This window comes from Epilithonimonas sp., from assembly GCF_032054305.1.
Taxonomy (GTDB): domain Bacteria; phylum Bacteroidota; class Bacteroidia; order Flavobacteriales; family Weeksellaceae; genus Epilithonimonas.
Window position 1 is genome coordinate 93,163 of record NZ_DAMBSX010000007.1, and the last position, 26,293, is coordinate 119,455.

The 26,293-nt window shown below is 39.3% G+C and carries 20 protein-coding genes; 1 reads left to right on the forward strand and 19 read right to left on the reverse strand.

Annotated features, from left to right (window positions below):
* Window positions 1-22: 22 nt before the first annotated feature.
* The 12 genes from RTX21_RS15810 to RTX21_RS15865 form a co-directional block, all read right to left on the reverse strand.
* Entirely contained in the window at window positions 23-1,072 is a 1,050-nt protein-coding gene (locus RTX21_RS15810) for a UDP-glucose--hexose-1-phosphate uridylyltransferase (protein WP_312769127.1), read from the reverse strand.
* A complete protein-coding gene (gene galK / locus RTX21_RS15815) occupies window positions 1,056-2,243 on the reverse strand; it encodes a galactokinase (protein WP_312769128.1) in 1,188 nt (395 codons plus the stop codon). The genes RTX21_RS15810 and galK overlap by 17 nt, the downstream gene beginning before the upstream one ends.
* A 54-nt stretch (window positions 2,244-2,297) precedes the next feature.
* Window positions 2,298-3,308, reverse strand: a complete 1,011-nt coding sequence (locus tag RTX21_RS15820) for a Gfo/Idh/MocA family oxidoreductase (RefSeq protein ID WP_312769129.1) — start codon at window positions 3,306-3,308, stop codon at window positions 2,298-2,300.
* Window positions 3,309-3,486: 178 nt separating this feature from the next.
* Window positions 3,487-4,440 (reverse strand): transketolase C-terminal domain-containing protein, encoded by a 954-nt coding sequence (locus RTX21_RS15825; protein ID WP_312769131.1) that lies wholly within the window; start codon window positions 4,438-4,440, stop codon window positions 3,487-3,489.
* A gap of 113 nt (window positions 4,441-4,553) precedes the next feature.
* Window positions 4,554-5,399: a transketolase gene (locus RTX21_RS15830; RefSeq protein ID WP_312769255.1), complete on the reverse strand. Its 846-nt coding sequence runs from the start codon at window positions 5,397-5,399 to the stop codon at window positions 4,554-4,556.
* 2 nt (window positions 5,400-5,401) lie between these two features.
* On the reverse strand, window positions 5,402-6,055 hold the full coding sequence (gene fsa / locus RTX21_RS15835; RefSeq protein WP_312769132.1) for a fructose-6-phosphate aldolase: 654 nt from the start codon (window positions 6,053-6,055) through the stop codon (window positions 5,402-5,404).
* 117 nt (window positions 6,056-6,172) lie between these two features.
* A complete protein-coding gene (locus RTX21_RS15840) occupies window positions 6,173-8,203 on the reverse strand; it encodes an alpha-glucuronidase (protein ID WP_312769134.1) in 2,031 nt (676 codons plus the stop codon).
* 79 nt (window positions 8,204-8,282) lie between these two features.
* A complete protein-coding gene (locus tag RTX21_RS15845; RefSeq protein WP_312769138.1) occupies window positions 8,283-9,257 on the reverse strand; it encodes a glycoside hydrolase family 43 protein in 975 nt (324 codons plus the stop codon).
* A 41-nt stretch (window positions 9,258-9,298) separates the two neighbouring features.
* Window positions 9,299-10,420 (reverse strand): endo-1,4-beta-xylanase, encoded by a 1,122-nt coding sequence (locus RTX21_RS15850; protein WP_312769140.1) that lies wholly within the window; start codon window positions 10,418-10,420, stop codon window positions 9,299-9,301.
* Window positions 10,421-10,708: 288 nt separating this feature from the next.
* Window positions 10,709-12,163, reverse strand: coding sequence for an MFS transporter (locus RTX21_RS15855; protein ID WP_312769141.1), 1,455 nt, complete (start codon window positions 12,161-12,163; stop codon window positions 10,709-10,711).
* Between the two features lie 125 nt (window positions 12,164-12,288).
* Window positions 12,289-14,199, reverse strand: coding sequence for a sialate O-acetylesterase (locus RTX21_RS15860; RefSeq protein WP_312769143.1), 1,911 nt, complete (start codon window positions 14,197-14,199; stop codon window positions 12,289-12,291).
* 25 nt (window positions 14,200-14,224) lie between these two features.
* Entirely contained in the window at window positions 14,225-16,600 is a 2,376-nt protein-coding gene (locus tag RTX21_RS15865) for a glycoside hydrolase family 127 protein (protein ID WP_312769144.1), read from the reverse strand.
* A 541-nt stretch (window positions 16,601-17,141) separates the two neighbouring features.
* Between RTX21_RS15865 and RTX21_RS15870 the strand changes: the two genes are divergently transcribed.
* Window positions 17,142-17,828, forward strand: coding sequence for an NUDIX hydrolase (locus RTX21_RS15870; protein ID WP_312769146.1), 687 nt, complete (start codon window positions 17,142-17,144; stop codon window positions 17,826-17,828).
* Window positions 17,829-17,834: 6 nt separating this feature from the next.
* Here the strand turns inward: RTX21_RS15870 and RTX21_RS15875 are convergent, their stop codons facing one another.
* The 7 genes from RTX21_RS15875 to RTX21_RS15905 all read right to left on the reverse strand — a co-directional run bounded on the left by RTX21_RS15875 (window position 17,835) and on the right by RTX21_RS15905 (window position 26,130).
* Window positions 17,835-18,188 (reverse strand): DUF4260 domain-containing protein, encoded by a 354-nt coding sequence (locus RTX21_RS15875; protein ID WP_312769148.1) that lies wholly within the window; start codon window positions 18,186-18,188, stop codon window positions 17,835-17,837.
* A gap of 57 nt (window positions 18,189-18,245) precedes the next feature.
* A complete protein-coding gene (locus RTX21_RS15880) occupies window positions 18,246-18,827 on the reverse strand; it encodes a Crp/Fnr family transcriptional regulator (protein ID WP_312769150.1) in 582 nt (193 codons plus the stop codon).
* 80 nt (window positions 18,828-18,907) lie between these two features.
* Window positions 18,908-20,635, reverse strand: coding sequence for a sodium:solute symporter family transporter (locus RTX21_RS15885; protein ID WP_312769152.1), 1,728 nt, complete (start codon window positions 20,633-20,635; stop codon window positions 18,908-18,910).
* A 2-nt stretch (window positions 20,636-20,637) separates the two neighbouring features.
* The gene (locus RTX21_RS15890; protein WP_312769155.1) at window positions 20,638-21,795 is read right to left on the reverse strand and encodes an aldose epimerase family protein; all 1,158 of its coding nucleotides are present in this window, start codon (window positions 21,793-21,795) and stop codon (window positions 20,638-20,640) included.
* Between the two features lie 21 nt (window positions 21,796-21,816).
* Window positions 21,817-23,313, reverse strand: coding sequence for an L-arabinose isomerase (gene araA, locus RTX21_RS15895; protein ID WP_312769157.1), 1,497 nt, complete (start codon window positions 23,311-23,313; stop codon window positions 21,817-21,819).
* Window positions 23,314-23,462: 149 nt separating this feature from the next.
* Window positions 23,463-24,161: an L-ribulose-5-phosphate 4-epimerase gene (locus RTX21_RS15900; RefSeq protein ID WP_312769160.1), complete on the reverse strand. Its 699-nt coding sequence runs from the start codon at window positions 24,159-24,161 to the stop codon at window positions 23,463-23,465.
* 271 nt (window positions 24,162-24,432) lie between these two features.
* Complete coding sequence (locus RTX21_RS15905) at window positions 24,433-26,130, reverse strand: ribulokinase (RefSeq protein WP_312769162.1); 1,698 nt, start codon at window positions 26,128-26,130, stop codon at window positions 24,433-24,435.
* Window positions 26,131-26,293 lie beyond the last annotated feature (163 nt).

The window sequence follows — 26,293 nt, forward strand, 5'->3', positions numbered from 1 at the left end:
GTGCAAAGATAAAACTATCTTTTTACTTGCTTTTATAATGAGTAGTGGAAAGATTTTTCAAGATTTCCGCACTTTGTTCCGGCGTGATATCACGTTGCGGTTCAGCCAGCATTTCGTAGCCGACCATAAATTTTTTCACTTCGGCATTTCGCAACAAAGGCGGATAAAAATGCATATGAAAATGCCATTCCGGGTGAGAATTTCTGTCCGTTGGCGATTGATGAATTCCTGCAGAATATGGGAAAGACATTTCAAAAAGATTGTCGTATTTCGTAGTTAAATCCTTTAGAATTGAGGCTAAAGAAAGTTTTTCATCATCAGAAAACTCAATCAAGTTTTCAATCTTCCTTTTGCTGACAATCATCGTTTCGTAAGGCCAAACTGCCCAGAACGGAACCAATGCGACAAAATCTTCATTTTCTAAAATGATTCTTTCGTCAGTTTCAAGCTCTTTTTTTATGTAGTCTTCCAAAAGTGAAGTTCCGTTTTTCTCAAAATATCTTTTTAAATTTTCCTGAGTTTTCAAAACGATAGACGGAATTGACGACTGCGCCCATATTTGTCCGTGAGGATGCGGATTGCTGCAACCCATCATCTGACCTTTGTTTTCAAAAATCTGAACGTGATTGATGTAATCCAGATTTCCCAATTCTTCGTACTGATTTTGCCAAACGTCAACCACTCTTTTGATGTCATCCACTTCCATTTCAGGCAAGGTCAGACCATGATTTTCAGAAAAACAGATGACACGGTTGATGCCTCTTTCAGGTTGTAACGAAAAAAAATCAGAAGTTTCTTCAATAAATTCCACTTCATCTTTCATCAGCGAACCGAAATCGTTTTCAAAGACAAAAACACCTTTGTAATCTGGATTTTTATCGCCATTAACACGAGTATTTCCCGAACACAGATAGCAGTTTTCATCGTGTGCGGGCAGTTTCTCTTCTACTCGTTTCTCGGTTTGTCCATGCCAAGGCCGGTTGGCGCGTTGCGGAGACACCAAAATCCATTCATCCAAAAGCGGATTGTATCTTCTGTGCGGATGCTGTTTTTGATTAAATGACGAATTCATTTTCTTTGTATTCATTAATTCCGTCCGATATTTTTACTTTGTAGACTTTCATTTCGATGTTAAAAGCTGCTTTATATTTTGCAGCGATAATTTCAATTACAGCATCCACATTTTCATCTTTTATAAGATTAATACTGCAGCCGCCAAAGCCGCCACCCATAATTCTTGCGCCTAAAACGCCGGTTTCTTTTAAAGTTTCTTCGACCATAAAATCGAGTTCGTCGCAACTCACTTCGAATTCAGTTGAAAGTCCGGAATGGGTTTCATTCAAAAGTTTTCCTAAATATTCCACATCGCCTTCTGATAAAGCTTTCGCTGCTTTTTCCACCCTTTTGATTTCTTTGAGAAGATAAAGGCATCTTCTGTAGGAAGTTTCTCCCATTTCCGCTCTTGCATTATCCAATATTTCAATAGTGAAATCTCTGAATTTTTCGATTTCAGAAAACTTTTCCCACAATATTTTTTTACCGTTGTCTACATCATTTCGTCGGTCGTTGTAGCCGGAAGTCAAATGCGTATGTTTCACACAACTGTCGAACAAAACCAAACTATATCCTTCGATATTGGCTTCAAAATACTGATGTTCCAGAGAATTGCAATCGAGCATTATCACCTGATGTTCCTTTCCGAAAACTGATGAAAACTGGTCCATAATGCCGCACTTGACGCCGACAAACGTATGTTCGGATTTTTGCCCAATCAAAGCCAGTTCTTTTCGGGTTAAATTTAAATCGAAAAGTTCATTGAGTATATAAGCAAAACCACATTCCAAAGCGGCCGAAGATGACAAACCTGAACCCATTGGAATTGTACTGCTGAAAGCAATTTCCAAGCCTCGAATCTTTTTTCTGGATTCCTGAATCGCGTTAAAAACACCGAGCAAATAATTAACCCAAGTCTGCGAAACGGGCGTCTGTTTTTCATTCACATTGAAACTGAAAGAATCATTGAAATCTTTTGCGAAAAAAGTACAGGTTTCAGAATCATCCAACTTTTTTACAGCAAAACAAATATATTTGTCGATGGCGGCAGGAAGTACGAAGCCATCGCTGTAATCTACGTGTTCACCAATGATATTGATTCTTCCCGGCGCCAGAAAAAACCGTTCCGGCTCCGATTGAAAAGCCGACCGAAAGGCCTCTCTTGTGTAATTGATTAAATTCTCCTGCATAAAATCTGCAAATTATATTGGGATGGAAATTTAAGTTTTAAATAATGATTAAAGTTACGCATTTCTATTCAGGTGACTGTCCTGCTCAATCGGAAAAACAATTCCTGCAAGGCTTCTGATTTGGTCTAAAGTCTGCATCAGCAAAATACTGTCGGAGTGCGGAACAACCGAACTTTCGGTTATTCCGTTGAGAAGACAGTTTGTGGCGTTACGGGCTTCATATTGATAACCCAAACCTTCTTCTTTTTCTGTTTTGATGACTTGCTTTTCTCCATCAAAATAATGTTCCAAAACCGAAGTCGAATCGTAAAAAGGTGTTGTCAGTTTTAATCTTCCAAGTGTTCCACAAATTTCAACGTCTGTACTTAAATTCGCTGAAATGGAAGAAAAAAGACTTGCCATTGCTCCGCTATTGTACTTAAAAATAACTGCACATTGCTCGTCAATTCCTTGTTCAGTGGAATTAATGCTGACATTGATTTCATCCGGTTTTCCTAAAATATCCAGCGTTGTGAATATATTGTAAATCCCAATATCCATCAGTGAACCGCCACCTAATTCAGGATTTAATAAACGGGAATTCGGTTCTACGTTGGCTCGAAAACCAAAATTCGCCAAAACAACTTTGATGTCACCCAAACTTCCACCTTTCACGATTTCTATCATTTTCTGATAGTGAGGAAGAAATTTCGTCCACAACGCATCCATCAAAAATAAATTTTTCTTGCGGGCTAGATTTATCATTTCTAAAGCCTGATTTTCGTTCAGTGCAAATGGTTTTTCGCAGAGAACGGCTTTTCCATTATTCAGGCAAAGTAAAGTGTTTGGATGATGGAGATTGTTGGGCGTGGCGATGTAAACGATGTCAATTTCGTCAGATTCTGCGAATTCTTCATAGCTTCCAAAACTTGATGGAACGCCAAATTCATCGGCAAAATTTTTAGCATTTTCCAGCGAACGAGAACCGACTGCAACCAGTTCGGCATTTTCTACAAACTTTAGGTCCGATGCAAACTTATGCGCGATTGTTCCCGTTCCCAGAATTCCCCAGCGTATTTTTTTCATACTTTTTCGATGAAAATTTGATTTAAGTCTATTAAGTTTAATTTATGATAATATTTAACAGTCTGTTTGTCATTCCGTAGGAATTTCAACACACTAAAATAAAGAAGTTTAGATTCCTACAGAATGACAAGACTCTGCATATTTTATGGTAAAATGCCTTTTATAAAAATAGTAATTTCTATTTCCTGCTCATTATTTTTTTCACCGCTTGAACGATATCATTGGCTGTCAATCCATATTTCTCCATCAGTTGGTCAGGCGTTCCGCTTTCTCCGAAACTGTCGTTTACCGCAACATATTCCTGTGGAGCCAAATGTTCTGTAATCAAAAGCTGGGCAACGCTGTCGCCTAAACCGCCGAGTCTATTGTGTTCTTCTGCGGTAACGACGCAACCTGTTTTCTTTACAGATTTTAAAATTGCTTCAGAATCCAATGGTTTGATGGTGTGAATGTTGATAATTTCCGCGTCAATTCCCTGTTCTTCAAGAATTTCGCCCGCTTTGATGGCTTCCCAAACCAAATGTCCAGTCGCTACAATCGTCACATCTTTTCCTCCATTCACCATCCACGCTTTTCCGATTTCGAAAGTTTGATTTTCATCGGTAAAAACCGGAATTACGGGACGTCCGAATCTCAGATAAACCGGACCTTCGTAATCTGCAATAGCGATGGTTGCGGCTTTGGTCTGATTGTAATCGCAAGTGTTGATGACCGTCATTCCCGGAAGCATTTTCATCAATCCGATATCTTCTAAAATCTGGTGTGTTGCGCCGTCTTCACCTAAAGTCAGGCCTGCGTGAGAAGCACAAATTTTTACATTTTTCCCGGAATACGCCACCGACTGACGAATCTGGTCGTACACTCTTCCTGTAGAAAAGTTAGCGAAAGTTCCTGTGAACGGAATTTTTCCTTCTGTTGCCAAACCAGCCGCCATTCCAATCATATTGGCTTCTGCGATTCCGATTTGGAAAAATCTTTCCGGTGCTTTTTCGATGAACTTTTCGAATTTCAGGGAACCGATAAGGTCGGCGCAAAGTGCGACCACTTCTGGGTTTTTATCGGCTAATTCTGCCATTCCGGCTCCGAAACCGCTTCGGGTGTCTTTTTTTTCTGTGTAGGTATATTTTTTCATTTGATTTAATTTGTTGATGGTTGTCAGTTGATGGTTGATGGTTGTCAGAAGATTAGATTAATTTTTTCTGATATTTTTCTTCTATCAACTAAAAACAATCAACCAACAACCAATTAATAATCGCCCAAAGTTTCTTCGAGTTGGTTTAATGCGGCTTGCAGTTGCTCGTCATTCGGGGCTTTGCCGTGCCACGCGTGGCTTCCCATCATATAATCTACGCCGTGACCCATCCCGGTTTTCAGGAGAATACATATCGGCTGACCTTGTCCGGTCAATGATTTTGCTTCGTCCAGAACGTTCAGAATTTCCTGCATATCGTTTCCGTTTTCTACTTCCATAACTTTCCAGTCGAAGGCTTCAAATTTCGTTTTCAGGTTGCCTAAAGAAAGGACTTTTGACGTCGGTCCGTCAATCTGCTGACCGTTATAATCGATGGTTGCGATGAGATTATCGACCTTGTTGTGAGAAGCGTACATTATGGCTTCCCAGTTTTGGCCTTCCTGCAACTCGCCGTCGCCATGAAGTGTGAAAACTAGATTTTCGTCTTTGTCTAATTTTTTTCCGACGGCGTGACCGATAGCAACGGACATTCCCTGACCCAAAGAACCCGATGCAATGCGGATTCCCGGCAAACCTTCGTGTGTTGTTGGGTGACCCTGAAGTCTGGAATTCAGTTTTCTGAAAGTGGCCAATTCAGATTTATCGAAATAGCCCGCGTGTGCCAAAACGCTGTAGAAAACCGGCGAAATATGACCATTGGAAAGATAGAAAACATCTTCGCCTTTTCCTTTCATATTAAAGCCTTCTTTTCTTTTCATCTCGTCAAAATACAGAGCTACAAGAAAATCTGTGCAACCCAAAGAACCGCCCGGATGACCCGACTGACAGGTGTGAACCATTCTTACAATGTCGCGGCGAACCTGCAACGCGATGTCATTTAATTTTTTAATATCGTGCATCATTATTGCATTTTTTGTGAATCTTTTACGAACTGCTCCAAACCTGAATCCGTCAACGGATGTTTCAGTAATGAAAGTATCGGCTGAATCGGGCAAGTCACGACATCGGCGCCGATTTTTGCGCAGTTGATGATGTGCATTGAATGACGAACTGACGCTGCTAAAATTTCAGTTTCGTAGCCATAATTATCGAAAATGGTTCTGATTTCCTGGATTAAATTCAAGCTGTCTGTAGAAATATCATCGAGTCTTCCTAAGAACGGCGAAACGTAGGTTGCTCCGGCTTTTGCGGCCAAAAGTGCCTGTCCGGCAGAGAAAATCAAGGTACAGTTGGTTTTAATCCCTTTGTCTGAAAAATATTTTAAGGCTTTGATGCCATCTTTTATCATTGGAATTTTCACCACGATGTTGGGATGAATTTGAGCTAAAATATCGCCTTCTGCAATCATTTCTTCATAAGTTGTTGAAAGAACTTCTGCGGAAATATCGCCATCAACAATATCGCAGATGTCTTTGTAATGTTTCAGAATCGCCTCTTTTCCGCTGATTCCTTCTTTTGCCATTAACGATGGATTGGTGGTTACGCCGTCTAAAATTCCTAAGTCGTTGGCTTCTCTAATCTGCTCTAAATTGGCAGTGTCGATAAAAAATTTCATATCTAGATTTTTATTATTACTGAATTTTTATTTAAGTGTTAAATTTACACTTAATTTATCACGCAAACAACTTCCTGTCTTAAAAAAGATTCAGAAAGTTGTTGCTTAAATTTTTATTTAATTGTGATGACCCATATTGAGTTTGATTTTCTTCAAATCTTCCAACTTGTGAACAGGTCTTTCGATATCATCCGGAATTAGTCTGTTAGAAAAAGTCTGGAAATACAGCAGACAAGCATCTTTCCACCAAACGGCATCTTCCGCCTGAATTTTTAATTTATCCTGAACCTCCGAAAATCGTTGTTCATCGATGTAAGGCTGCATTTTATCCCAGGTTTTCTGATAATATCTCACTTCGTGAACGCCCAAATCGTATTTGTAACACAACTCATCCCAAAGTGTTTTTCCGTCTTTCATTTTGTAATCCCAAGGCACGTGGTGGAACCATAGAATCAGGTTTTCTGGAGTTGTTTTAATGTTATTATAGATTTCGTTAAGCGGCGGAAAATACTGTGAAACGGCGTTGCTTCCGGTTTTGGTTCTGTCGAATCCAAGTCCTTCTGTGTTGGCCTGATGGTAGTAAACTGGCGACCAATCTGGTCTTCCGCCTTTGTAATCGCCCCACGGTTCGGGACCGTAATGATGTCCGCCTGCAAAAATATGATGCAAACCCAATGGCATCATATAATCCACAGCCGTTTCGCGGGAGGTGAGCATCATTTCTTTTACGGGATTGACAAATTTTTCATCCTTCGTAAAAGTCATTTTAATCCACTCATCGGCAATCTGTTCTGATGACAAATCGGGATTCCAGGCCAGACGTCCGAAAGCGTACCAGTTGGCTTGTGCAAACTGATGACCTGTCCAGTTCGTATCTTCACCGATGTTGGCAACTGCCGAAATGGCCGTCAGTTTTGCAGGTCGTAAAGTTCCGTCTGTGATTTTAGCAATCGTAGAACCTTTCCCATCCGAAAAAGTATCGCTGTCCAAAGTTTCTTTGAATAACGGCGCCAGAAAAACCAAATGATTGGCCTGTCCTAAATATTCCTGAGTAATCTGAAATTCGACCATTTCCGAAGTCTTCCTCAATGCTCCGAAAAGCGGGTTGAAAGCTTCTCTCGGTTGAAAATCGATTGGTCCGTTTTTAATCTGAATAATGACATTATCTCTGAATTTTCCATCCAACGGAACAAATTCCAGATAGGCTTGTTTTGCTCTGTCTTCTTTGCTCGGACTGTAGACAAACGCTCTCCACATCACAATACCGCCGTAAGGTTTCAGAACATCAGCCATCATATTGGCACCGTCTGCGTGCGTTCTTCCGTAATCCTGCGGTCCTGGCTGACCTTCTGAATTGGCTTTGACCAAAAATCCGCCGAAATCAGGAATCAGTTTGTAAATTTCTGTCGCCTTATCTTTCCACCATTTCTGAACGTCTTTGTTCAAAGGGTCAGAATCTTTAGTATTTCCTAAAACTTTCGGCGATGAAAAATTAACCGAAAGATAAACCTTGATGCCATAAGGTCTGAAAATATCCGCCAAGATTTTTACTTTTTTCAGATAATCTTCACGAAGCATATTTGGGGAAGTATTGACATTATTCAGAACTGTCGCATTGATTCCAACTGAGGCGTTGGCTCTTGCATATTCTTCATATCTCGGTGAAATTTTATTTGGCAAATCTTCCCACTTCCAAAGTGAATGTCCGGCATAACCGCGTTCAATTGTTCCATCGAGATTGTCCCAATGATTTAGAATTCTCACATCATAAGACGGTTTTTCTTCTACATTCAGATTAGAAAAGCTGCCTTTCTGCTGTTGCAGATTCAAGAGATGATAACTTGCGTAAAGCAATCCTAAATCTGTTTTAGCCAAAACCGTGATCTTTTTCGGGCTTGAAATGATTTTATAACCATCTTTGAAACTGTCCGGAAACTTATCAATTTTCAAGTCGATTGGTTGGCCGCTCCAATGTTGGTTCAGTTCTTTTTTGGCGATTTCCAGCGTCGGACTTTTGCTGTTGGAATTTACAATGTTTCTTGGCTTTGAATTGGCGGGATATCGCAGCCAGAGCTGACTGCCGTCTTCTGCGAATGTCAGTAATGGAATAATGAAAAATAAGAAAATGTAATGTCGGAAATTTTGCATTCTTAAATTTTTAAATTACTTAAGTTTTGGTTAAAGCCAAATTGTATGTCGTCTTTAAAAAACGGGCTGAAGCCCGTTCCTATTGATTTTCTTCTAAACCTTCAATGGTTTTAATCTTTCCATTTTCATCGTATTCAATCTCCACCACTTTCATACTTCTAAGCCACGTTTTTCCTTCGCTCGGAACAGAATCGTGGAAGAAAAGATACCATTTATCTTTGAACTCAACAATACTGTGATGCGTTGTCCATCCCACTACCGGCGTTAAGATTTCTCCCTGAAACGTGAAAGGTCCGTAAGGATTATCTCCGGTTGCATAGCAAATCAAGTGTGTATCACCCGTTGAATAAGAAAAGTAATATTTTCCGTTATATTTATGCATCCACGAAGCTTCGAAAAAACGGTGTTTGTCGCCGTGAAGCAGAGGATTTCCGTTTTCGTCAAGGATTAAGAGGTCTTTTGGTTCTTCACCAAATTCCAGCATATCATCGCTCAACATCGCTACTTTTGAAGGAATTGCCAGTTCGTTATAGTTCGGCATTAATGCAGATTCCAAAGCTTTGTTGTTTCTGTAACGTTGCAGTTGCCCGCCCCAGATTCCGCCGAAATACATATAGTGTTTTCCGCCGTCCTCGAAAAGACAAGGGTCGATGCTGTAACTTCCCAACATCGGATGTTTCTCAGGAATGAAAGGTCCGGAAGGCTTATCGCTCACCGCAACCCCGATTCTGAAGATGTCATTTTTATCCTTCAAAGGAAAATACATATAATATTTGCCGTCTTTGTGCGCTACATCACAATCCCAAAGCTGTCTTCCAGCCCAAGGAATATCTTTTACCGAAAGCACAACGCCGTGTTCTGTCACTTCCCCATTTTCCACATCATCCAAAGAAAAAACGTGGTAATCGTTCATATCGAAATGGTCGCCGTTGTCGTTTTCTTCGATGCCACTTTCACGGTCGTGTGACGGATAAATGTATAATTTGCCTTCGAAAACGTGTACGGAAGGGTCTGCCATATAATCTTTCGGGAAAAGGTATTTTGCTTTGTTCATTTTATTATTAGAAGTTAGATATTAGATGCTAGATTTTAGAATTACTTTTCTTTTGTTAATTGAATGATTTTCTCAACTACAGGTTTTGTCTGATAATTTCTGTCGAAAAGAAGTGGATAATCGGTTCTGCCTTTTACAGGGAAATCGTTTTTCCACGATTGATTGTCAGTGACGCCCCACAATGTTACTCTTCGGATTTTATCTTGATGTTTCAAATATAATCTGAAGAAATCCAAATATCGGTTTTCCCATTCCTTTTCAACATCTGCGGGAAGTCCTTTGGTGTACGGATTCATTTTGGCATCGTATTCCACTTTGTCTGCGACGTTGGCGGAAGTTCCCCAAGGTGAAGGCAACGGACTGATTTCCATCTCGGTGATGTTTACTTTTACACCAGCGGAAGAATAATCTGTTATGGCCTTTTCATATTCATCAAGTTTTGGCGTGTCCAATCCAACGTGCGTCTGCATCCCTACTCCATCGACTCTGATGCCTCTGGATTTCATATTTTTAACGATTTTGATGACCGTTTTTACTTTTTCAGGAAACCATTCGTTGTAATCGTTGTAATAGAGTTCAGCATTCGGGTCTGCTTCCTGTGCGTATTGGAATGCTAACGGAATGAATTCTTCGCCCAGAATTTCGTAAAATTTACTTTTTCTGTACGTTCCGTCTTCCATTATCGCTTCGTTGACGACATCATACCCTTTGATTCTGCCTTTATATCGGCTTACAACGGCTGTAATATGGCTTTTCATTCTTTGTTTCAAAACTTCCGGAGAAACATCTTTTCCGTCTTTGTCTACGAAAAACCATTTCGGTAACTGTGAATGCCAAATCAAAGTATGACCGATGATGAACATTTTATTTTTCTCACCAAATGCTACAAATTTATCGGCATCGTTCCAGAAAAATTTTCCTTCCTGCGGTTGTATGAACATCGATTTCATACAGTTTTCTGCAACAATGGAACTGAATTGTTTTTTGATGATGTCATCAGATTTTACATCAGTTTCGTCAATCTGCGAAAGGCTCATTGCGGTTCCGATGTAAAATTTATTTTTGTAGGTATCTTTCAGGGAATCTTTTGAAGATGCCGAACTTGCTGTTTTGCAGGAAACCGTAAGGGCTAAAATTCCTAATAATGCGGCTATTTTTTTCATTGTTAATTTTTTATTAATTATCCTGAACTTTAACAGGTCGCCTCTACGAGGCTTGATGGCTTATCTGATATTGGCTATTAACAGTTCGCTCCTACGGAGCTTTTACTATTTTGTTTTTCTTTATTAAAATTCTAAATCTAAAGAATGACCAATATTACTTTAAGGGTAAAATTTGTTTTATGCTGAATCTCGCAGCCCGGCTTGAACGGAGCTCTTTTTGTGGAGCAAAGCGGAACAAAAAAGCGGGAGTGGAAGACGGATAAAGCTGCCCAAACAATCAAACAAATACTAATCTTCTTTTTTTCTTCTTTCTTTAAGTTCCTGTTCGATTTGGGTTTCCATTTTTTTGTTGATTTCGTAGAACATTAATAATCCACAGGCCGCAAAGAACGGAATGGCAGGAAAAATGCTGACCAGCATCCGAGCGCCGTTTGCAACGGATTCGGGCTGAATAACGTTTTCGGTTCCTTCGGATGAAATGTAGCCGTAATGCCCGATAATAGAGGAAACCAATGAACTTCCGATGCTCAGACCAACTTTCAAACCGACCATCATTGCGGAGAAAATAATAGCTGTGGCGCGTCTGTTGTTTTTCCACTCGGAATAGTCGGCAACATCGGCAATCATTGCCCAAAGCAGCGGTGTGCTGATTCCATAGAAAAAACCGTGAAGAATTTGCGAAAGGAACATTAATCCTACCGATTTTGGCGGATAAAAAATGAATGCAACGATGAATAATGTTGAAATAAACAGCGATGCGATGAATGCGTCTCTTTTTCCATACTTATCGGCAAATCTTTTTGAAAAGGTTATCCCGACAATCATCATAATGATTCCGCCTGCATTGAACAGTCCGAAACCTGCTGAACGAGGATCTTCACCGAAAAAATTCATTCCAATCGAACTGAAAAATGAAGTAATCGGCGAAATGAAATTTTTCAAAGAAGTTTCATCTACGTAATTATTGAAATAGTAAACGTACGAACCTCCTTTCATTGCCAATGTAATGAAAATCAATGCGGTAACGACCAACATTATAATCCACGGTTTGTTTTTCTTTAAATCTTTCAAATCTGCTCCTAAAGTAGATTCCTGCTCAGGTTTTGGGATGACTCTTTCTTTGGTAGTAAAAAATGTGATGAGCAACATTATGGTTCCGATAATCGCCAACCACGTCATTACGACTTCGATTCCGACTGCTTTATCGCCGTTTCCAGAGGATAAAATAATCGGCAGCATAAATACCTGAACGAAAAACTGCGCAAACATCACTGCCACAAAACGGTAAGAGGAAATGCTGTTTCGTTCTTTCATATCGCCTGTAATAACGCCACTTAACGCAGCGTATGGCAAATTATTGGCAGCATACAACAAAAGCAAAATACTATACGTTAAGGCTGCGTAAATTATTTTCCCTTGGTAAGAAAAATTAGGTGTGCTGAATGCAAAAAGTGCCGCAGCGCCCAACGGAACGGCTGAAAATAAAATCCACGGACGGAATTTTCCCCACTTGGTTCTGGTTCTGTCTGCCAAAGCACCGACCAGCGGATTGAATCCGAAACCGGCAATCAGTCCGACCACCAAGGTGATGACCGATGCATTTTCAGGTTTTAAGCCGTAGATATCCGTGTAAAAGTAAGCCAGATAGGTCACCAATGTCTGGAAAACCAGATTGGCCGCTAAATCTCCCAAACTGTAGCCGATTTTTTCAACGACAGATATTTTTTGAGATGAATTGTTCATATTTATAATTGATAAATGATTATTAATAAATGATGTTTTTTAAACGCAAAGTCCGCAAAGATTTTTTGACTATTATTCTTTTTTAAGATTCGCAAAGACGCTTCGCTCAGGAAAGAATTAAAAATTTATTCTGTAGTGAAAGGTGATGCGGAAAGTCCGGTTTTGTTTTTCAGGTTTCCGTCTGGATTATCTGCCCAATCGTAGCGGACTGCTACAGGATTTTTTACCGAATCATTCCAAATTATTACTGTTTTTCCTTCGATTTTTGCGGTTGCCCAAGACCATTTTCCATCGGAATTTTTGATGGCAAAACCTTTCAGCTCTGAAACCGGTGCGAAATCATCAGTTCCGTTCTTGAAAGAAAGAGCGATTTTATTGCCGTCGATTTTCATTGACTGATAAACCGGTCCGTCTGCAATTACATTTTTTCCATAAGCGATTTTCATTGCCTGTAAAGCCAATCGGTCGCCTACTGTTTTTTTGTTTAAAGGATGAATGTCATTCCACTCGCCTATATCGATGATTACTGCTAACCCTGCGTTCGGAACTTTTAGCGAAACCTGTCTTTGCTGGTCTCTCAACTCAGCCCAATTGCTTTCAGCCGGTTGAGATTTTGCTTCCATAAAGTTCGCTAACTGAACCGTGAAAAACGGCATATCTTTATTGTTCCATTTGCTTCTCCAGTCTGCAATCATTGTCGTCAGCAAATCGCCGTATTCTTTTGGTTTTCCGGTGTTGCTTTCGCCCTGATACCAAAGCGCACCTTTGATGTTGTAGTTGATTAAAGGATTAATCATTGCGTTGTACAAACCAGTCGGTTTCCAACGGATGAAGGTCTGTCCGGGCGCCATTCTGTCAACTTTTGCACCGATTTTATATTTCCATTCAGATTTTAAGTCGATTTTTTGTCCGTCAATTTCAAGGTAATATGGTTTGTCTGCGATGAACTGCCCTTTTCCGCTTCCGTTGGAAACCCGCACAGCAATTACGTTTTTTCCTTCTTTCAAAATTCCGGCAGGAATGTCGTACCATCTTGGCGGATATTCGTAAGTGACGTTTCCGACTTTTGTTCCGTTGATATAGGTTACATCGGCATCTTTTATTCTTCCAAGGTTTAAAAACACCAGTTTTCCAGCCTGATTTTTAGTTAAAATAATTTCTTTTCTGAACCAAACTGAACCATCAAATGAACCTTCTCTATCTTCCCAAGAACCAGGAATTTGCATCGTTTTCCAATCAGAATCATTTAAATCAAATTTTTCCCAATGTTGATTAAGTCCAATATCACTTTGGTCCAATTCTGCGTACCAGGCTTTGCTGAGTGCCTGTTCGTTGGATTCTGTAGATTTGATTAAATCATCATTCTGCCATTTTTTGGCTTCATCCAAATATTCAGGATATTTTTTCAGCGAATTTTCATCCATCCAAGCCTGAATTGGCGAACCGCCTAAACTCGAATGGATAATTCCAACCGCCACTTTTTCTTTTTCACTCACATCTTTAGCGAAAAAATATGCTACACCTGAAAAGTTCAAAATCGTTTGAGGATTTGTAGCTTCCCATTTTCCGCCATCCAATTCAGTTTGAGGCGATTTGAAATTATATTTCTGAGGAACCGTGAAAAAACGAATATTCTGGTTGTTCGCATTCTTGATTTCATTGGCGTACAGCGGCGTCAGTCTTCGCATCGGCAATTCCATATTTGATTGTCCGGAAGCGAGCCAAACTTCGCCAATCATAATGTCTTTCAGCGTGATTTCGTTGATGGTCATCGTGTACGGACCGCCCGCTTTTTGTTCCGGAAGAACAATTTTCCAGTTTCCGTTCTGGTCGGCCGAGGTTTTATAATTTTTTTTGAGGAATTTCACTTCCACTTTTTCGTTGGCATCGGCTTTTCCCCAAATATTCAGCTTTTGATTTCTCTGCAAAACCATTCCGTCTGAAACTAAGGTTGGAAGCTTAATTTTTGCATTCAACGAAATGCAAAGCGAGCCGATGAATAGAATTAATATTTTAAAAAAGAGTTTATTTTTCATAGCAAATTTGATTCTGCAGTTATTTTTAGTTTTTATCTGGAGCTTGATTCAGCAATCTCACTTCAATGATTTTCGGCGTTAAAGATTTTTCACCTGAAGTAAACTTGATGTTCAAAATTTCTTTACGGATTTCAGATTCAGGGATAGGAATAAGTAAAGTTTGTGGTGAACCGCCCATTTTTCCTTCGAAATTTTTAGAATACATCTTGATTCCGTTGATTTCTGCATTCAAAGTACGGTTATTATTGGCGTCAAAATAAGTAATATAAAGATATTTCGCATTCTTCTCCTTGTTTTTCATCTGATAACTGAACCAACCTTTTGCCTCACGGAAATGGTGGTCTTCCATATATCCGGTGTTGGAATCTTTGCTGTCGAAAAAGTGGTCAGACTCCGGCTGTTGCTCGCCGAGTTGGATTTTATCGGTCGTAATGTTATCCAGTTTTCGGATTTCCGCTTCTTCTTTGGCTTTCTGTTTCTGAATCATTTCGATTTTATCCTGAGTCGCCTGCGGAAAATAAATGATGTAACGTTGCTCGTGAATTTTATAGAAAGGAACCAGTTTCAGTCCTTCAGCGAATTTATTCTGAGGATATAAACCTTTTAATTTAAATGTCAAATCTTCGCCATTCACTGTTTCCAGATGATTCATCATAGCATCTGAACTTCCCAGAATCGTCGGAATATCATTCAGTGCAATCTGTGGTCCGTGCGCAATATGTCCGCCACGGCTGTCATCGGCAAACAATCCGTCCTGATTTTCTGTTCCGTAAGTTGCAGCCAAAACAACGGGACCATATTTAAAAGCAAAATAATCCGATTTGTCCGGAAGTTGTTCTGCTGAAAGGTGCATCGGCATTTTCATTTCGACCACATCGCCTTTTTTCCATTTTCTTTTGACATTGATATAACCTTCGGAATCGACAGGAATATTGATGATTTTTGAATTAACTGAAACGCTTATCTGTGATGCATTTGTCCATTCCGGAGTTCTCAATTTTAGATTGATTTCAGAATTTGGAGCAAGGTCAAAAATTAGTTTTGTAGAAGGTGTCTGGGGAAAATTATTTTCCTGTCTCAACACCAATTTTTTTTCAGACCATTTTAAAACAGAAGGAATAAACAGGTTGACAAACAAATCGTTACCCGACTTGGCGTAAATCATTTCACCATATTTGGCGTGATTTTCCATTCCGGAACCTACGCAACACCAAAAACTGGTTTCCGGCTGGGAATAGACTCTGTAATGTCCGGGACGCATCGGTGTGAAATAAACAAATCCGCCTTTATCAGGATTTTGGGTGGACAAAATATGGTTGTACAGCGCTTTTTCGTAATAATCAAGATACGATGATTTCGGATTGGTCGCGAAAAGTTCTTTGGTCAGCTTCAGCATATTGTAGGTATTGCAGGTTTCGGGACCTTCGATACTTTTAATCATTCCGCTGAAATCATTAATGGAATTAAAATGTTCGCTAACACTGTTCCCGCCGATAATCGCGGAACGTTTTTGCGTAACATTATCCCAGAAAAAATCTGCGGCACTGCTCCACTCTTTATTATGTTCCAAATCGGCAATTCTTTTAAAGCCAATCACTTTCGGAATCTGTGTATTGGCGTGAATTCCCGTCAGTTTATCTTCGTGAATCAACAATGGATTCAAAATAGCCTGATGTGAGAATCGATGCGCTAATTTCAGATATTTTTCATTTTTGGTAATGTCGTAAACATCGGCAAAAACTTCGTTCAGTCCTCCGTGTTCACTTTTCAGCATTTCCTGAATTTGCTCATCGGAAAGTTGAGAAACTTCCTGAGACATCCAATCGGTTAGCTTGATGAGCATTTTTTTCGCTTTCTCACTTCCCGCATACCAATACGCGTCTCGTAAACCCGAATATGTTTTGTGAATATTGTATAACGGAACCCAACGGTCATTCAACCCGAAAGTCGCCGAGCGGATATTTCCATCCGCAATTTCTTTCCAAATTTTTTTTCCGTTTGGAACGCCAGAAATGTAGCCGTTTCCGGAAATATTTTGGCAACGCTCCAGCTCGTCAATCATATAATCGAGTCGCTGTTTTACTTTTTTATCACCTGTGGAAGCGTACATCAGCGCCAATGCAGAAATATAATGACCGCCGATGTGACCGTCCAATCCAGTGTTTTCCCAGTTTGGATAGTTTTCTTTTTTTGGATTGAGACCGGCTTCTTTCAAATACGGAGCGAGCAAACAGTCCGCATCCATCGACATTATGTAATTTTCGTCGGTCTGCATCGCTTTGCTGAAAACACTTTCCGACAAATGAACTTTGTTGAGCGGAAAATAGCTGACATTTTTCTTCACCTGCCCAAAAGCAAGCGTTCCAAAACTTAAAAACAATATCAGTGAATGTTTATTCATTATTAAATGTTAATTCAACATTTCTAAAATATAAGAAAGAATCTGAATGACAAAGAATTTTAGAAAACAAGCCTAAAAAATCGAAAATATTCTTATTTTAAAGTTTGGAAAATGCGGTTAAGATTAGTTGGTCTTATCATAAAAATAACGATTATTAAAAATAAACATAATCAGACCGATACAATGAAAACCACCTATGTAAAAATGGATATAGATCGTTTTAGGAATGGTATTGAAAATTACTTCAATAGCTTATCGTATTTTTCAGATTAAGTCTATTAAAGAGTAATTATGCTTTTAAAAATGATAAGAAAATTTATTTTAACATATTTTTAACATTGAATTCATCTCTATTTAATATGATTTATGATTGAAATTTAAGGAATATCAGATTTTATTGCTCCCAAAACATTGCTGTAAAAGATGAAATTTGAATAAATTCAAAAATAAAGTAAAAATAAAGTGTGAAAAATACATTTACATAATATCAATCACTAAATCAAAGGATAAAAGCTTTAACTTTGTAAAAAAATTATAATCGATGACCCAAGACTATTCTCACTTTCCGCGACATTTGGTTGCTGTTGATTGCATCATTTTCGGATTTGATGGCGAAAACCTAAAGATTCTTCTTGTGCAGAGAAATTTTGAACCCAGAATGGGAGAATGGTCATTGATGGGTGGTTCTATCGGCAACGATGAAAATGCTGACGAAGCCGCACAACGTGTTCTGAACACACTTACCGGACTGGAAAATATCTATCTGGAACAACTCAATTTCTACACGCAAATTGACCGTGAACCGACTGCCAGAATTATGTCGATTTCTTATTACGCATTGATTAATGTTGAAAAAAACATTCAAATCAATGAAAAATACAGTGCGAAATGGTTTGATTTACAGGATTTTCCGACCTTAATTTTCGACCATAACGAAATGGTGAAAGATGCGGTTCTGAGACTGAGAAGAAGAGCTTCCACAAGACCTATCGGTTTTGAACTTTTACCGGAAAAATTCACAATGAAGGATTTGCAGAGTTTGTACGAAGCGATTTTCAATGAACAATATGACAAAAGGAATTTCATCAGCAAAATCAATGCGCTGGATATTCTTGTGAAAACCGAGGAAAAAGATATGACTTCGTCTAAAAAAGGGTCTTTTCTGTACCGTTTTGATGAAGCGAAATATCAGAAAAAACTGGCGGAAGGGTTTATGTTTAAGATTTAAAAAAGTTTAATTTTTTCCCATCGAGCCTAGATGTGTATATTTGAAATCATCTGAAAATTTCAATCCATATCCGAAAATTCTGTCCATCGAAGAATGCGCCCATAAAATAATTCCGGCAAATTCTACAATCGGCATTTTCAAGCAAAATCCGATAATCAAAACAAGAATTGCAAGCAACTTGTGATGAAAAAAATTGTACATCCAAGCTCCGATTTTTGGATTAACTAAATAACCAACCATCGAAACATCCGGAAGCAAAAGACAAAGTGTAAAAAGCCACCATTGGAATTCTAACTGAGTAAAAAGAAAAATGGCGAAACCGAATTGCCCCACTTCTTCGAGCTTTAAAAGATTTTTCATTGTTATGATTTATTGGACAAATGTCCGACAATTGAAACAACGTCCTCTTGACAAAAATCAAGAATTTTTTGCCTGTCGTTTTCTGATTCTGCTGAATGTTTCAGACGACATTCCCAAAACTGACGCGATGTATTGCAACGGAACCTGATGAAATAATTCTCTGTTCTGCTCAAAATATTGATTGTAGCGTTCTTCTGCCGTCATCGACAGATCCGAAAAAACTCGGTTTTCCATCATCACAAAACATTTGATGATAAATTGTTTTTCAATTTCAATCCATTTCGGAAATTCCTGACAAAGTTTGAGATAATCTGCTTTGGAAATGGACAATAATTCGACTTCGGTAAAAGCCTGAATCGTCCATCGGTTGGGTTGATTAAAGAAAAATCCCATTACTTCGGTTAGGAAAAAATCTTTTGTAGAAAGCCATTGCGTAATTTCTTTTCCATCTTCCGTTAATGCAAAAACACGGAGTATTCCAGATTTCACTACGCTCAACCTGTCACAAATCTCACCAGAATTGGTAAATATTTCATTCTTATTTAATTTCTCTTCTTTAAAATAAGATTGAATAACCGACAGTTCTTCAGAAGTCAGAGACCCAAAATATTGTTGAATCAGTTCGTCGAAATTTTTCATTAAAGTCTATTTAAATCAAAATTAAACAAAAACAGGACACCAAATTGGCATCCTGCATTCATTTTATTATAGCTTAAATTTTACCAGAACCTGACATAAATGGCGGTCAGTAAAAGTAATGTTACAACAATTAAAACCAATGTTCTGTTGTCCACTTTGAACATTGATGCATCGATTGCAAATGCTTTCGGATTCACTTTCGGACCGGCAAGACTTATCCCAACCATCGTCAGAACCGTGAAGAAGAATGACCATCCCATATTAATTAAAAATGGAATCTCAGTAATCGTGTGTACTACTCCATTTTCTAATTTTTCATACGTAAATGCAGTATATAACCAAGTTTCTTTCCCGAAAATATCGACTGCAAAACTGTTGAAGAAAATCGCTAAAACGAAACCTAAAATTACGCCGACCAAAGCCGCAGTTCCAGTAGTTCTCTTCCAGAACATTCCCAAAATGAACATTGCAAAAACGCCCGGACTGATAAATCCTGTATATTTTTGAATAAAGGTAAATCCGCCTTCTCCACCGATTCCTAAAACATCTGTCCAAGTAAAAGCTAACGCAACAAACATCGCAATGATAATCGCCCAACGTCCGGTTCTCACCATCTGTATTTCGGTGGCATCAGCTTTTAAATATTTTTTATAAATATCTAAGGTGAAAATCGTAGAAATACTGTTCACTTTTCCAGCTAATGAAGCTACAATCGCCGCCGTTAAAGCTGCTACTGCAAGACCTTTCAGACCGGTCGGCAAAAATCCTAAAATCGCAGAATAAGCACCATCTTTCACCCCATTGAATCCTGGCAAATGTCCTTTTGTATATAAAACATAAGCAGCAATTCCCGGAAGCATTACGATGATTGGCATAAATAATTTTAAGAAACCTGCGAACAAAATTCCTGTTCTAGCCGTTTTCAAATCAGCTCCCAAAGCACGTTGCGTGATGTATTGGTTACAACCCCAATAATTCAGGTTTACAATCCACTGTCCTGCAAAATACATCGCCAATCCAGGTAAAACCACATATTTCTGAACATCCAAATTCTCGGGCATTGCCAAAGTTGTGGTTGTTTTCACTGGCTTATCCAACATCAGTTTGAAGTGTTGCGGAGCTTCGTTCATCAAAGTCTGGAAGCCTGCAAAAGCATTTCCTACAGCTGCTCCGTTGATTCTTTGGTCAACGATTTGTAGCGCCATATAAACCGTTGCGAAACCTCCGATAATCAAAACGGCTACCTGAATAACGTCGGTGTAACCGATTACTTTCATTCCGCCAAGACCGATTAACAAAGCCATCAGAAGCAATCCAATCATAATGATGTGAAGATTGTCGCCTCCTAACAAAGTATCGATTGCTAAAGCTCCCAGATAAAGAATTGAGGTCAAATTCACAATCACATATAAAAACAGCCAGAACACCGCCATAATCAATGAAACCGACTTGTTGTAACGGGTTTCCAGGAATTGTGGCATCGTGTAAATCTTGTTTTTAAGATAAATCGGGATGAACCAAACTGCGATGATAATCAATGCAATGGCGGCAAGCCATTCATAAGCTGCAACCGCGATTCCCACGAAAAATCCTTCACCGGACATTCCGATGAACTGTTCTGCTGAAATGTTGGAAGCAATTAAACTCGCTCCTATCGCCCACCAAGTTAGTGAACCTTCCGCCAAGAAATAATCTTTACTGCCTGTTGCTGCAGATTTTTTTTTGTTATAAATCCATAATCCGTAACCGGCAACCACCACAAAATACACTAAAAATATGATGATATCTATTGTTGCTAAATTTCCCATACCTATTTTTTAACTGAGAATTTATAAATCGTTTTAGTCTGATATTTTTGTCCGGGTTTCAATTCTGTTGAAGGAAATGAAGGTTGATTCGGAGAATCCGGGAAATGTTGGGTTTCTAAACAAAAACCGGTTCTGAATTCATTGTTTCCGCCTGTTTTAGTCTCAAATTTTCCATCTAAAAAGTTTCCGGAATAGAACTGAACGCCCGGTTCATCGGTTAAAACTTCCATCATTCTTCCAGATTCTGAGTGATACACTTTTGCAATACTTCTCAGTCCGCTTCCGTTCAAAATCCAGTTGTGGTCGTAACCTTTCCCTTTTTTCAGTTGATCATCTTCAGCAGAAATATCTTTTCCAATCGCTTTTGAAGCCGTAAAATCAAACGGAGTTCCTTTCACCTCTTTTTGTTCTCCAGTCGGAATCAAAGTTTCATTCACCGGCGTGAATTTATCTCCGTTAATCTGCAATTCGTGGTCAAGAATGGTTTTAGAGAAATTCCCTGAAAGATTGAAATACGAATGTTGCGTTAAATTCACAACTGTCGCTTTATCAGTTTCAGCTTCGTACGTAATTTCCAAAGCGTTGTCGTCTGTCAAAGTATAAAGAACCGTCGTCGTTAATTTTCCAGGATAACCTTCTTCGCCGTCTGCGCTGGTGTAAGTCAGTTTTAAGGTTGGGAATTTCACATCTTTTACAGGCTCGATGTCCCAGAATTTGGTATGAAAACCTTCTTTTCCACCGTGAAGACTGTTCGGTCCGTCATTTTTGTCGATGTCGTAGGTTTTGCCTTCCAAAGTAAATTTGGCGTTTGAAATTCTGTTTCCATAACGGCCAATTAATGCTCCAAAATAATAAGGATTTCCGTTGAAATAATCTTCAGGCTTCGTAAAACCTAAAACCACGTCTTCGTATTTTCCGTTTTTGTCGGGAGCGGTGAGTGAAGTGATAATTCCTCCAAAATTAATGACTTCCATCTTCATCCCGTTCTTGTTGGTGAGCGTAAATTTCCTGATAGAATCGCCCTTAGCCGTCACGCCGTAGTCTGAAACCTGTATATTTTCCATTTGTTCTTTTTGAGGCTGATTACTGTTTTCTTTTTTATTGCATCCGAAAATACTCAAAAACGCAACAATAATCAGGTTATAAGTTATTTTTTTCATAGTCTGAATGATTTTGCAAGTTTAACGATAATAAATCTCATTCCAACGAAGCGTATTTTTGAAATCACGGATTTTCGTATCTTCATCAATAACTAAAGACTCAATTCCTGCGATTTCCGCAAAATCTTCCAGCTGTTCTGCACTGATGTTTTCGCTGTAACAAGTGTGATGTGCTCCACCAGCTAAAATCCACGCTTCTGCTGCTGTGTACAAATCCGGAAGTGGTTTCCAAAGAACTCTTGCCACAGGAAGTTTTGGAAGTTCTTCGGTAATTTCCAACGCTTTTGTTTTGTTGATTAACAGTCTGAAATGATTTCCGAAATCCATTAAAGCCGCATTCAAAGAATCGATATTTCCTCTTGAATTGAAAACCAAGCGAACCGGGTCAGATTTTCCGCCAATTCCCAACAGATGTATTTCGCAAGATGGTTTATCCACAGCCAAAACAGGGTCAACTTCCAACATATGAGAACCTAAAACGGACGGATTTGATGGATTTAAATGGTAGGTATAATCTTCCATAAAAGCGTTTCCGCCTTCCAGACCTTGTCCCATAGTTTTCATTGCACGAACTAACGCAGCCGTCTTCCAGTCGCCTTCTCCAGCAAAACCGTAGCCTTTTTCCATTAACCTTTGAACGGCGATTCCCGGAAGCTGCTCCAAACCGTGGAGGTCTTCGAAAGTATCAGAGAAACCTTTGAAATTTCCGTCTTTTAGAAATTTTTCTAAACCTAATTCAATTCTTGCAGCAACTTCCAGAGATTTTCTGTTTGAACCTCCGGAAAGAAGAGATTCTGCCATTTTGTATGAAGCTTCATATTCTTCAATTAAGGTTTTGATTTCACCATTGCCAATTGAATTGACAACGCTTACCAAATCCCCAATTCCCCAAGTATTGACTGAAAAACCAAACTTGGTTTCTGCTTCTACTTTATCTCCATCGGTCACTGCAACATATCTCATATTATCTCCGAACCGCGCAAATTTCGCACCCTGCCAATCGTCCCAACCAGCTGCAACTCTACTCCAGTCACCGATTTGTTTCTGAACTCTATCTTCAGCCCAATGTCCAACCACCACTTTTCTGTTTTTGCGGAGACGGCTCACCATAAATCCGAATTCACGGTCGCCGTGAGCAGCCTGGTTCAGGTTCATAAAGTCCATATCCATCGTAGACCACGGAATATCCTGATTGAACTGTGTGTGCAAATGCAACATCGGTTTTTGCAAAGCCGTCAATCCACGAATCCACATTTTTGCGGGTGAGAACGTGTGCATCCACGTTACGATTCCGATGCAGTCTTTTGCGAAGTTTGCGGCAGTTAAGGTTTCGAAAATTTCTTCCGTTGTTTTTACCGTTGGTTTTAAAACCACTTTTACAGGAATTTGTGAAGAAGCGTTCAACGCTTCCACGATTTTCGCTGAATGTTCTGCAACCTGAGCCAATGTTTCAGGACCGTATAAATGCTGGCTTCCGGTGATGAACCAGATTTCTTTCGTATTGAGAGGTATTAACATATTTTTAGTTGATTGTTGTTGGTTGATTGTTGATAGTTTAATATTGTGTTTGTCATTCCGAGGAACGAGGAATCTCTATTGGTCATATTTAATTGAGATTCTTCACTACACTACGTTTCGTTCAGAATGACAGACTTTATTTAATTGTATTATTGTCCGTAATAGGCATTTTTGCCGTGTTTCCGTTCGTAATGTTTTTTGATTAATGAATCTTTCAAACGGGGCGCATTAGGATTAATTTGTCTTGTGAGATACGCCATTTCTGCAATAGTTTCCAAAACTTTGCTGTTATAAACGGCTTTCTCTGCATTTTCCCCCCAGGTGAAAGGTCCGTGATTTCCGATGAGTACCATTTCTACTTCTTCGTAAGACAAATCTTTTTCTTTAAAACAGTCGAGAATCTGGATTCCGGTATTGTATTCATAATTTCCTTCGATTAAATCATCACGCATCGGCGGTGCACAGGGAATATCTGACGTTAAATGGTCTGCGTGCGTCGTGCCAAAAATTGGAATATCCAGTTGTGCCTGTGCCCAAGCTACAGAATAAATAGCGTGCGTATGTGAGATTCCGCCGATTTTGTCCCAGTTTTTGTAAAGATAAGCGTGGGTTTGGGTATCAGAAGACGGTCTTAAATTTCCTTCAACGACATTGGCATCGTAATCCAAAATCACAATGTCTTCCGGTTTCAGCAATTCGTAAGGAACACCGCTCGGTTTGATGGCAAAAATTCCTTTGTCACGGTCAACGGCGCTTACGTTCCCGAATGTGTAAACGACGAGTTTCAACGCATCGAGCTGCATATTGGCTTCGTAACATTCTCTTTTCAGTTCTTTATAGATGCTCATTTTTTTTGTTTTTAAACTTTCGTTTGTCATTCCGTAACAATCTTTGCAAGTTTTGTATAGATTCCTACGTATTGACAAACTTCCTGGTTATAATTGATTGTGTTTTATGCTGAATCTGTAGCCCGGCTTGAGCGGAAATCCTTTTTTTTGCGTTGGGAAAAGCCTAGGCAAAAAAGATTGGGAGCGGAAGACGGATTAAGCTGCCATAATTATTTTAGTTGATAGTTTTTGGTTGATGGTTGTTGGTTTTTGTGTCTGAAATTTCTATCAACTATAAACTGTCAACCTTCAACTTTTTCTTAGACTTGATATTATTTTCAGTGAAATCTGCGAGAATCTGATATTGGTTCATCAGTTCTGCGTATTTTTCTACGTATTTGGTTTGCGGGAAATATTCGGCTTCGAAACCGGAACCCATTTTCTGGCTTGCTTCCTGAACATTTGGATAAATTCCTGCGGCAACCGCGGCATAAATGGCAGCTCCCAAAGCCGGAGCCTGGTCTGATTCTGCCACGATAATCGGCATATTGAGAACGTTCGCCAAAGTCTGCATAATGTAAGGCGACTTTCTGGCAACACCGCCAATCCCGATTACTTTTTCGATTTTCACGCCTTCTTCTTCGAAACGGTCTACAATTTTTTTGGAACCGAAACAAATTGCATTGACCAAAGCTTTGAAAATATGTGGTGCTTTTGTGCCTAAAGAAAGATTGTTGATGGCCATTTTCAGCTCCTGATTGGCATCGGGCGTTCTTCTTCCGTTAATCCAGTCTAAAGCGATTGGAACCGATTCTGACAGCGGAATTTTTTCTGCTTCCAGCGTCAGATTTCGAATTAAGTTTTGTTCTAATTCTTCTTTTAATAATTGTTTTTGATTGTCATCGATGATGTGGGAATTCATCAGAATATTCTGAGTTGGCCACATCAAAATGTTTTTGAACCAAGCCAGAACATCTCCGAAAGCAGATTGTCCCGCTTCGAGTCCGATTAATCCAGGAATCACAGAGCCATCGACCTGCCCACAGATTCCTTTAACGGTTTTGTCATCGATAATTTCATTGGGAGCTACCATAATATCGCAGGTTGACGTTCCCATAATTCTAATTAGCGTATTCTCCTCGACTTTTGCGCCCACCGCTCCGGAATGTGCATCGAAAGTTCCGACTGCGATTATTGTGTTGGTTGTCAAGCCTAATTTTTCAGCCCATTCTTCATTCAGATTTCCTGCAACTTCGTCGGAAGTATAGGTTTTATCGTACAGTCTGTCACGAAGTTCTGCCAAAGATAAATCTAACTGCGAGAGAAAATCTTTGGAAGGCAGTCCATCCCACAACTCGTGCCACATCGCTTTGTGACCTGCTGCGCAACGGCTTCTTTTGAAAGTTGCCAAATCCTGATGGTCGGAAAGTAAAAATGTAAGGTAATCGCAATGTTCCATCCAGCTGTATGCCGCATTTTTTACCGCTTCATCTTCTCTGTTGATGTGAAGAATTTTCGCCCAAAACCATTCGGAAGAATAGATTCCACCTTCGAATTTGGTATAATCTTCACCGCCCCATTTTCTCGCCAAATGATTGATTTCTTCAGCTTCGTTGATAGACGTATGGTCTTTCCACAAAACCATCATTGCGTTCGGGTTTTCTGAAAATTCAGGCAAAAGTGACAAGGCAATTCCTTCTTTATTAACAGGAAGTGGCGATGAACCGGTGGTGTCGATGCAAATGCTGACGATGTGTTCGGGCGCTATTTCACTTTCTTTTACGACGGTTGAAATGGTTTTTTCCAAACCTTCAATATGGTCCAACGTATGCTGGCGAAACTGATTGATTTCGGGTTTACAGAATTTTCCGTCTTTCCATTTTTGGTAGTAACTCACGGAAGTGGCGAGTTCTGCGCCGTTTTCTGTATCAATCAAAACGGCACGAACGGAATCTGTTCCGTAATCTAAGCCGATAACATATTTTTTCATTAACGAAAGAGATTTATTCAATTATTGTGGCAGTCGGCAAAGATTTGGCAGTAAGTTTTCATTTAACTTAAAGAAATCTTCGCATTTCTGATTTTGAGTTAAAGCAAATATAAGATTCTATTTTAAATAAATGTAATATTTACACTTAATTTTAATTTTCTCT

What these genes read in the sequence shown, in the direction of transcription:
- RTX21_RS15890 (WP_312769155.1), bottom strand. Translation starts at nt 21,795, where the DNA reads ATGAAAAAAATAACTTATAACCTGATTATTGTTGCGTTTTTGAGTATT.
- RTX21_RS15820 (WP_312769129.1), bottom strand. Translation starts at nt 3,308, where the DNA reads ATGAAAAAAATACGCTGGGGAATTCTGGGAACGGGAACAATCGCGCAT.
- araA (WP_312769157.1), bottom strand. Translation starts at nt 23,313, where the DNA reads ATGTTAATACCTCTCAATACGAAAGAAATCTGGTTCATCACCGGAAGC.
- RTX21_RS15885 (WP_312769152.1), bottom strand. Translation starts at nt 20,635, where the DNA reads ATGGGAAATTTAGCAACAATAGATATCATCATATTTTTAGTGTATTTT.
- fsa (WP_312769132.1), bottom strand. Translation starts at nt 6,055, where the DNA reads ATGAAATTTTTTATCGACACTGCCAATTTAGAGCAGATTAGAGAAGCC.
- galK (WP_312769128.1), bottom strand. Translation starts at nt 2,243, where the DNA reads ATGCAGGAGAATTTAATCAATTACACAAGAGAGGCCTTTCGGTCGGCT.
- RTX21_RS15860 (WP_312769143.1), bottom strand. Translation starts at nt 14,199, where the DNA reads ATGAAAAATAAACTCTTTTTTAAAATATTAATTCTATTCATCGGCTCG.
- RTX21_RS15855 (WP_312769141.1), bottom strand. Translation starts at nt 12,163, where the DNA reads ATGAACAATTCATCTCAAAAAATATCTGTCGTTGAAAAAATCGGCTAC.
- RTX21_RS15875 (WP_312769148.1), bottom strand. Translation starts at nt 18,188, where the DNA reads ATGAAAAATCTTTTAAAGCTCGAAGAAGTGGGGCAATTCGGTTTCGCC.
- RTX21_RS15880 (WP_312769150.1), bottom strand. Translation starts at nt 18,827, where the DNA reads ATGAAAAATTTCGACGAACTGATTCAACAATATTTTGGGTCTCTGACT.
- RTX21_RS15845 (WP_312769138.1), bottom strand. Translation starts at nt 9,257, where the DNA reads ATGAACAAAGCAAAATACCTTTTCCCGAAAGATTATATGGCAGACCCT.
- RTX21_RS15810 (WP_312769127.1), bottom strand. Translation starts at nt 1,072, where the DNA reads ATGAATTCGTCATTTAATCAAAAACAGCATCCGCACAGAAGATACAAT.
- RTX21_RS15840 (WP_312769134.1), bottom strand. Translation starts at nt 8,203, where the DNA reads ATGCAAAATTTCCGACATTACATTTTCTTATTTTTCATTATTCCATTA.
- RTX21_RS15870 (WP_312769146.1), top strand. Translation starts at nt 17,142, where the DNA reads ATGACCCAAGACTATTCTCACTTTCCGCGACATTTGGTTGCTGTTGAT.
- RTX21_RS15900 (WP_312769160.1), bottom strand. Translation starts at nt 24,161, where the DNA reads ATGAGCATCTATAAAGAACTGAAAAGAGAATGTTACGAAGCCAATATG.
- RTX21_RS15865 (WP_312769144.1), bottom strand. Translation starts at nt 16,600, where the DNA reads ATGAATAAACATTCACTGATATTGTTTTTAAGTTTTGGAACGCTTGCT.
- RTX21_RS15825 (WP_312769131.1), bottom strand. Translation starts at nt 4,440, where the DNA reads ATGAAAAAATATACCTACACAGAAAAAAAAGACACCCGAAGCGGTTTC.
- RTX21_RS15850 (WP_312769140.1), bottom strand. Translation starts at nt 10,420, where the DNA reads ATGAAAAAAATAGCCGCATTATTAGGAATTTTAGCCCTTACGGTTTCC.
- RTX21_RS15905 (WP_312769162.1), bottom strand. Translation starts at nt 26,130, where the DNA reads ATGAAAAAATATGTTATCGGCTTAGATTACGGAACAGATTCCGTTCGT.
- RTX21_RS15830 (WP_312769255.1), bottom strand. Translation starts at nt 5,399, where the DNA reads ATGCACGATATTAAAAAATTAAATGACATCGCGTTGCAGGTTCGCCGC.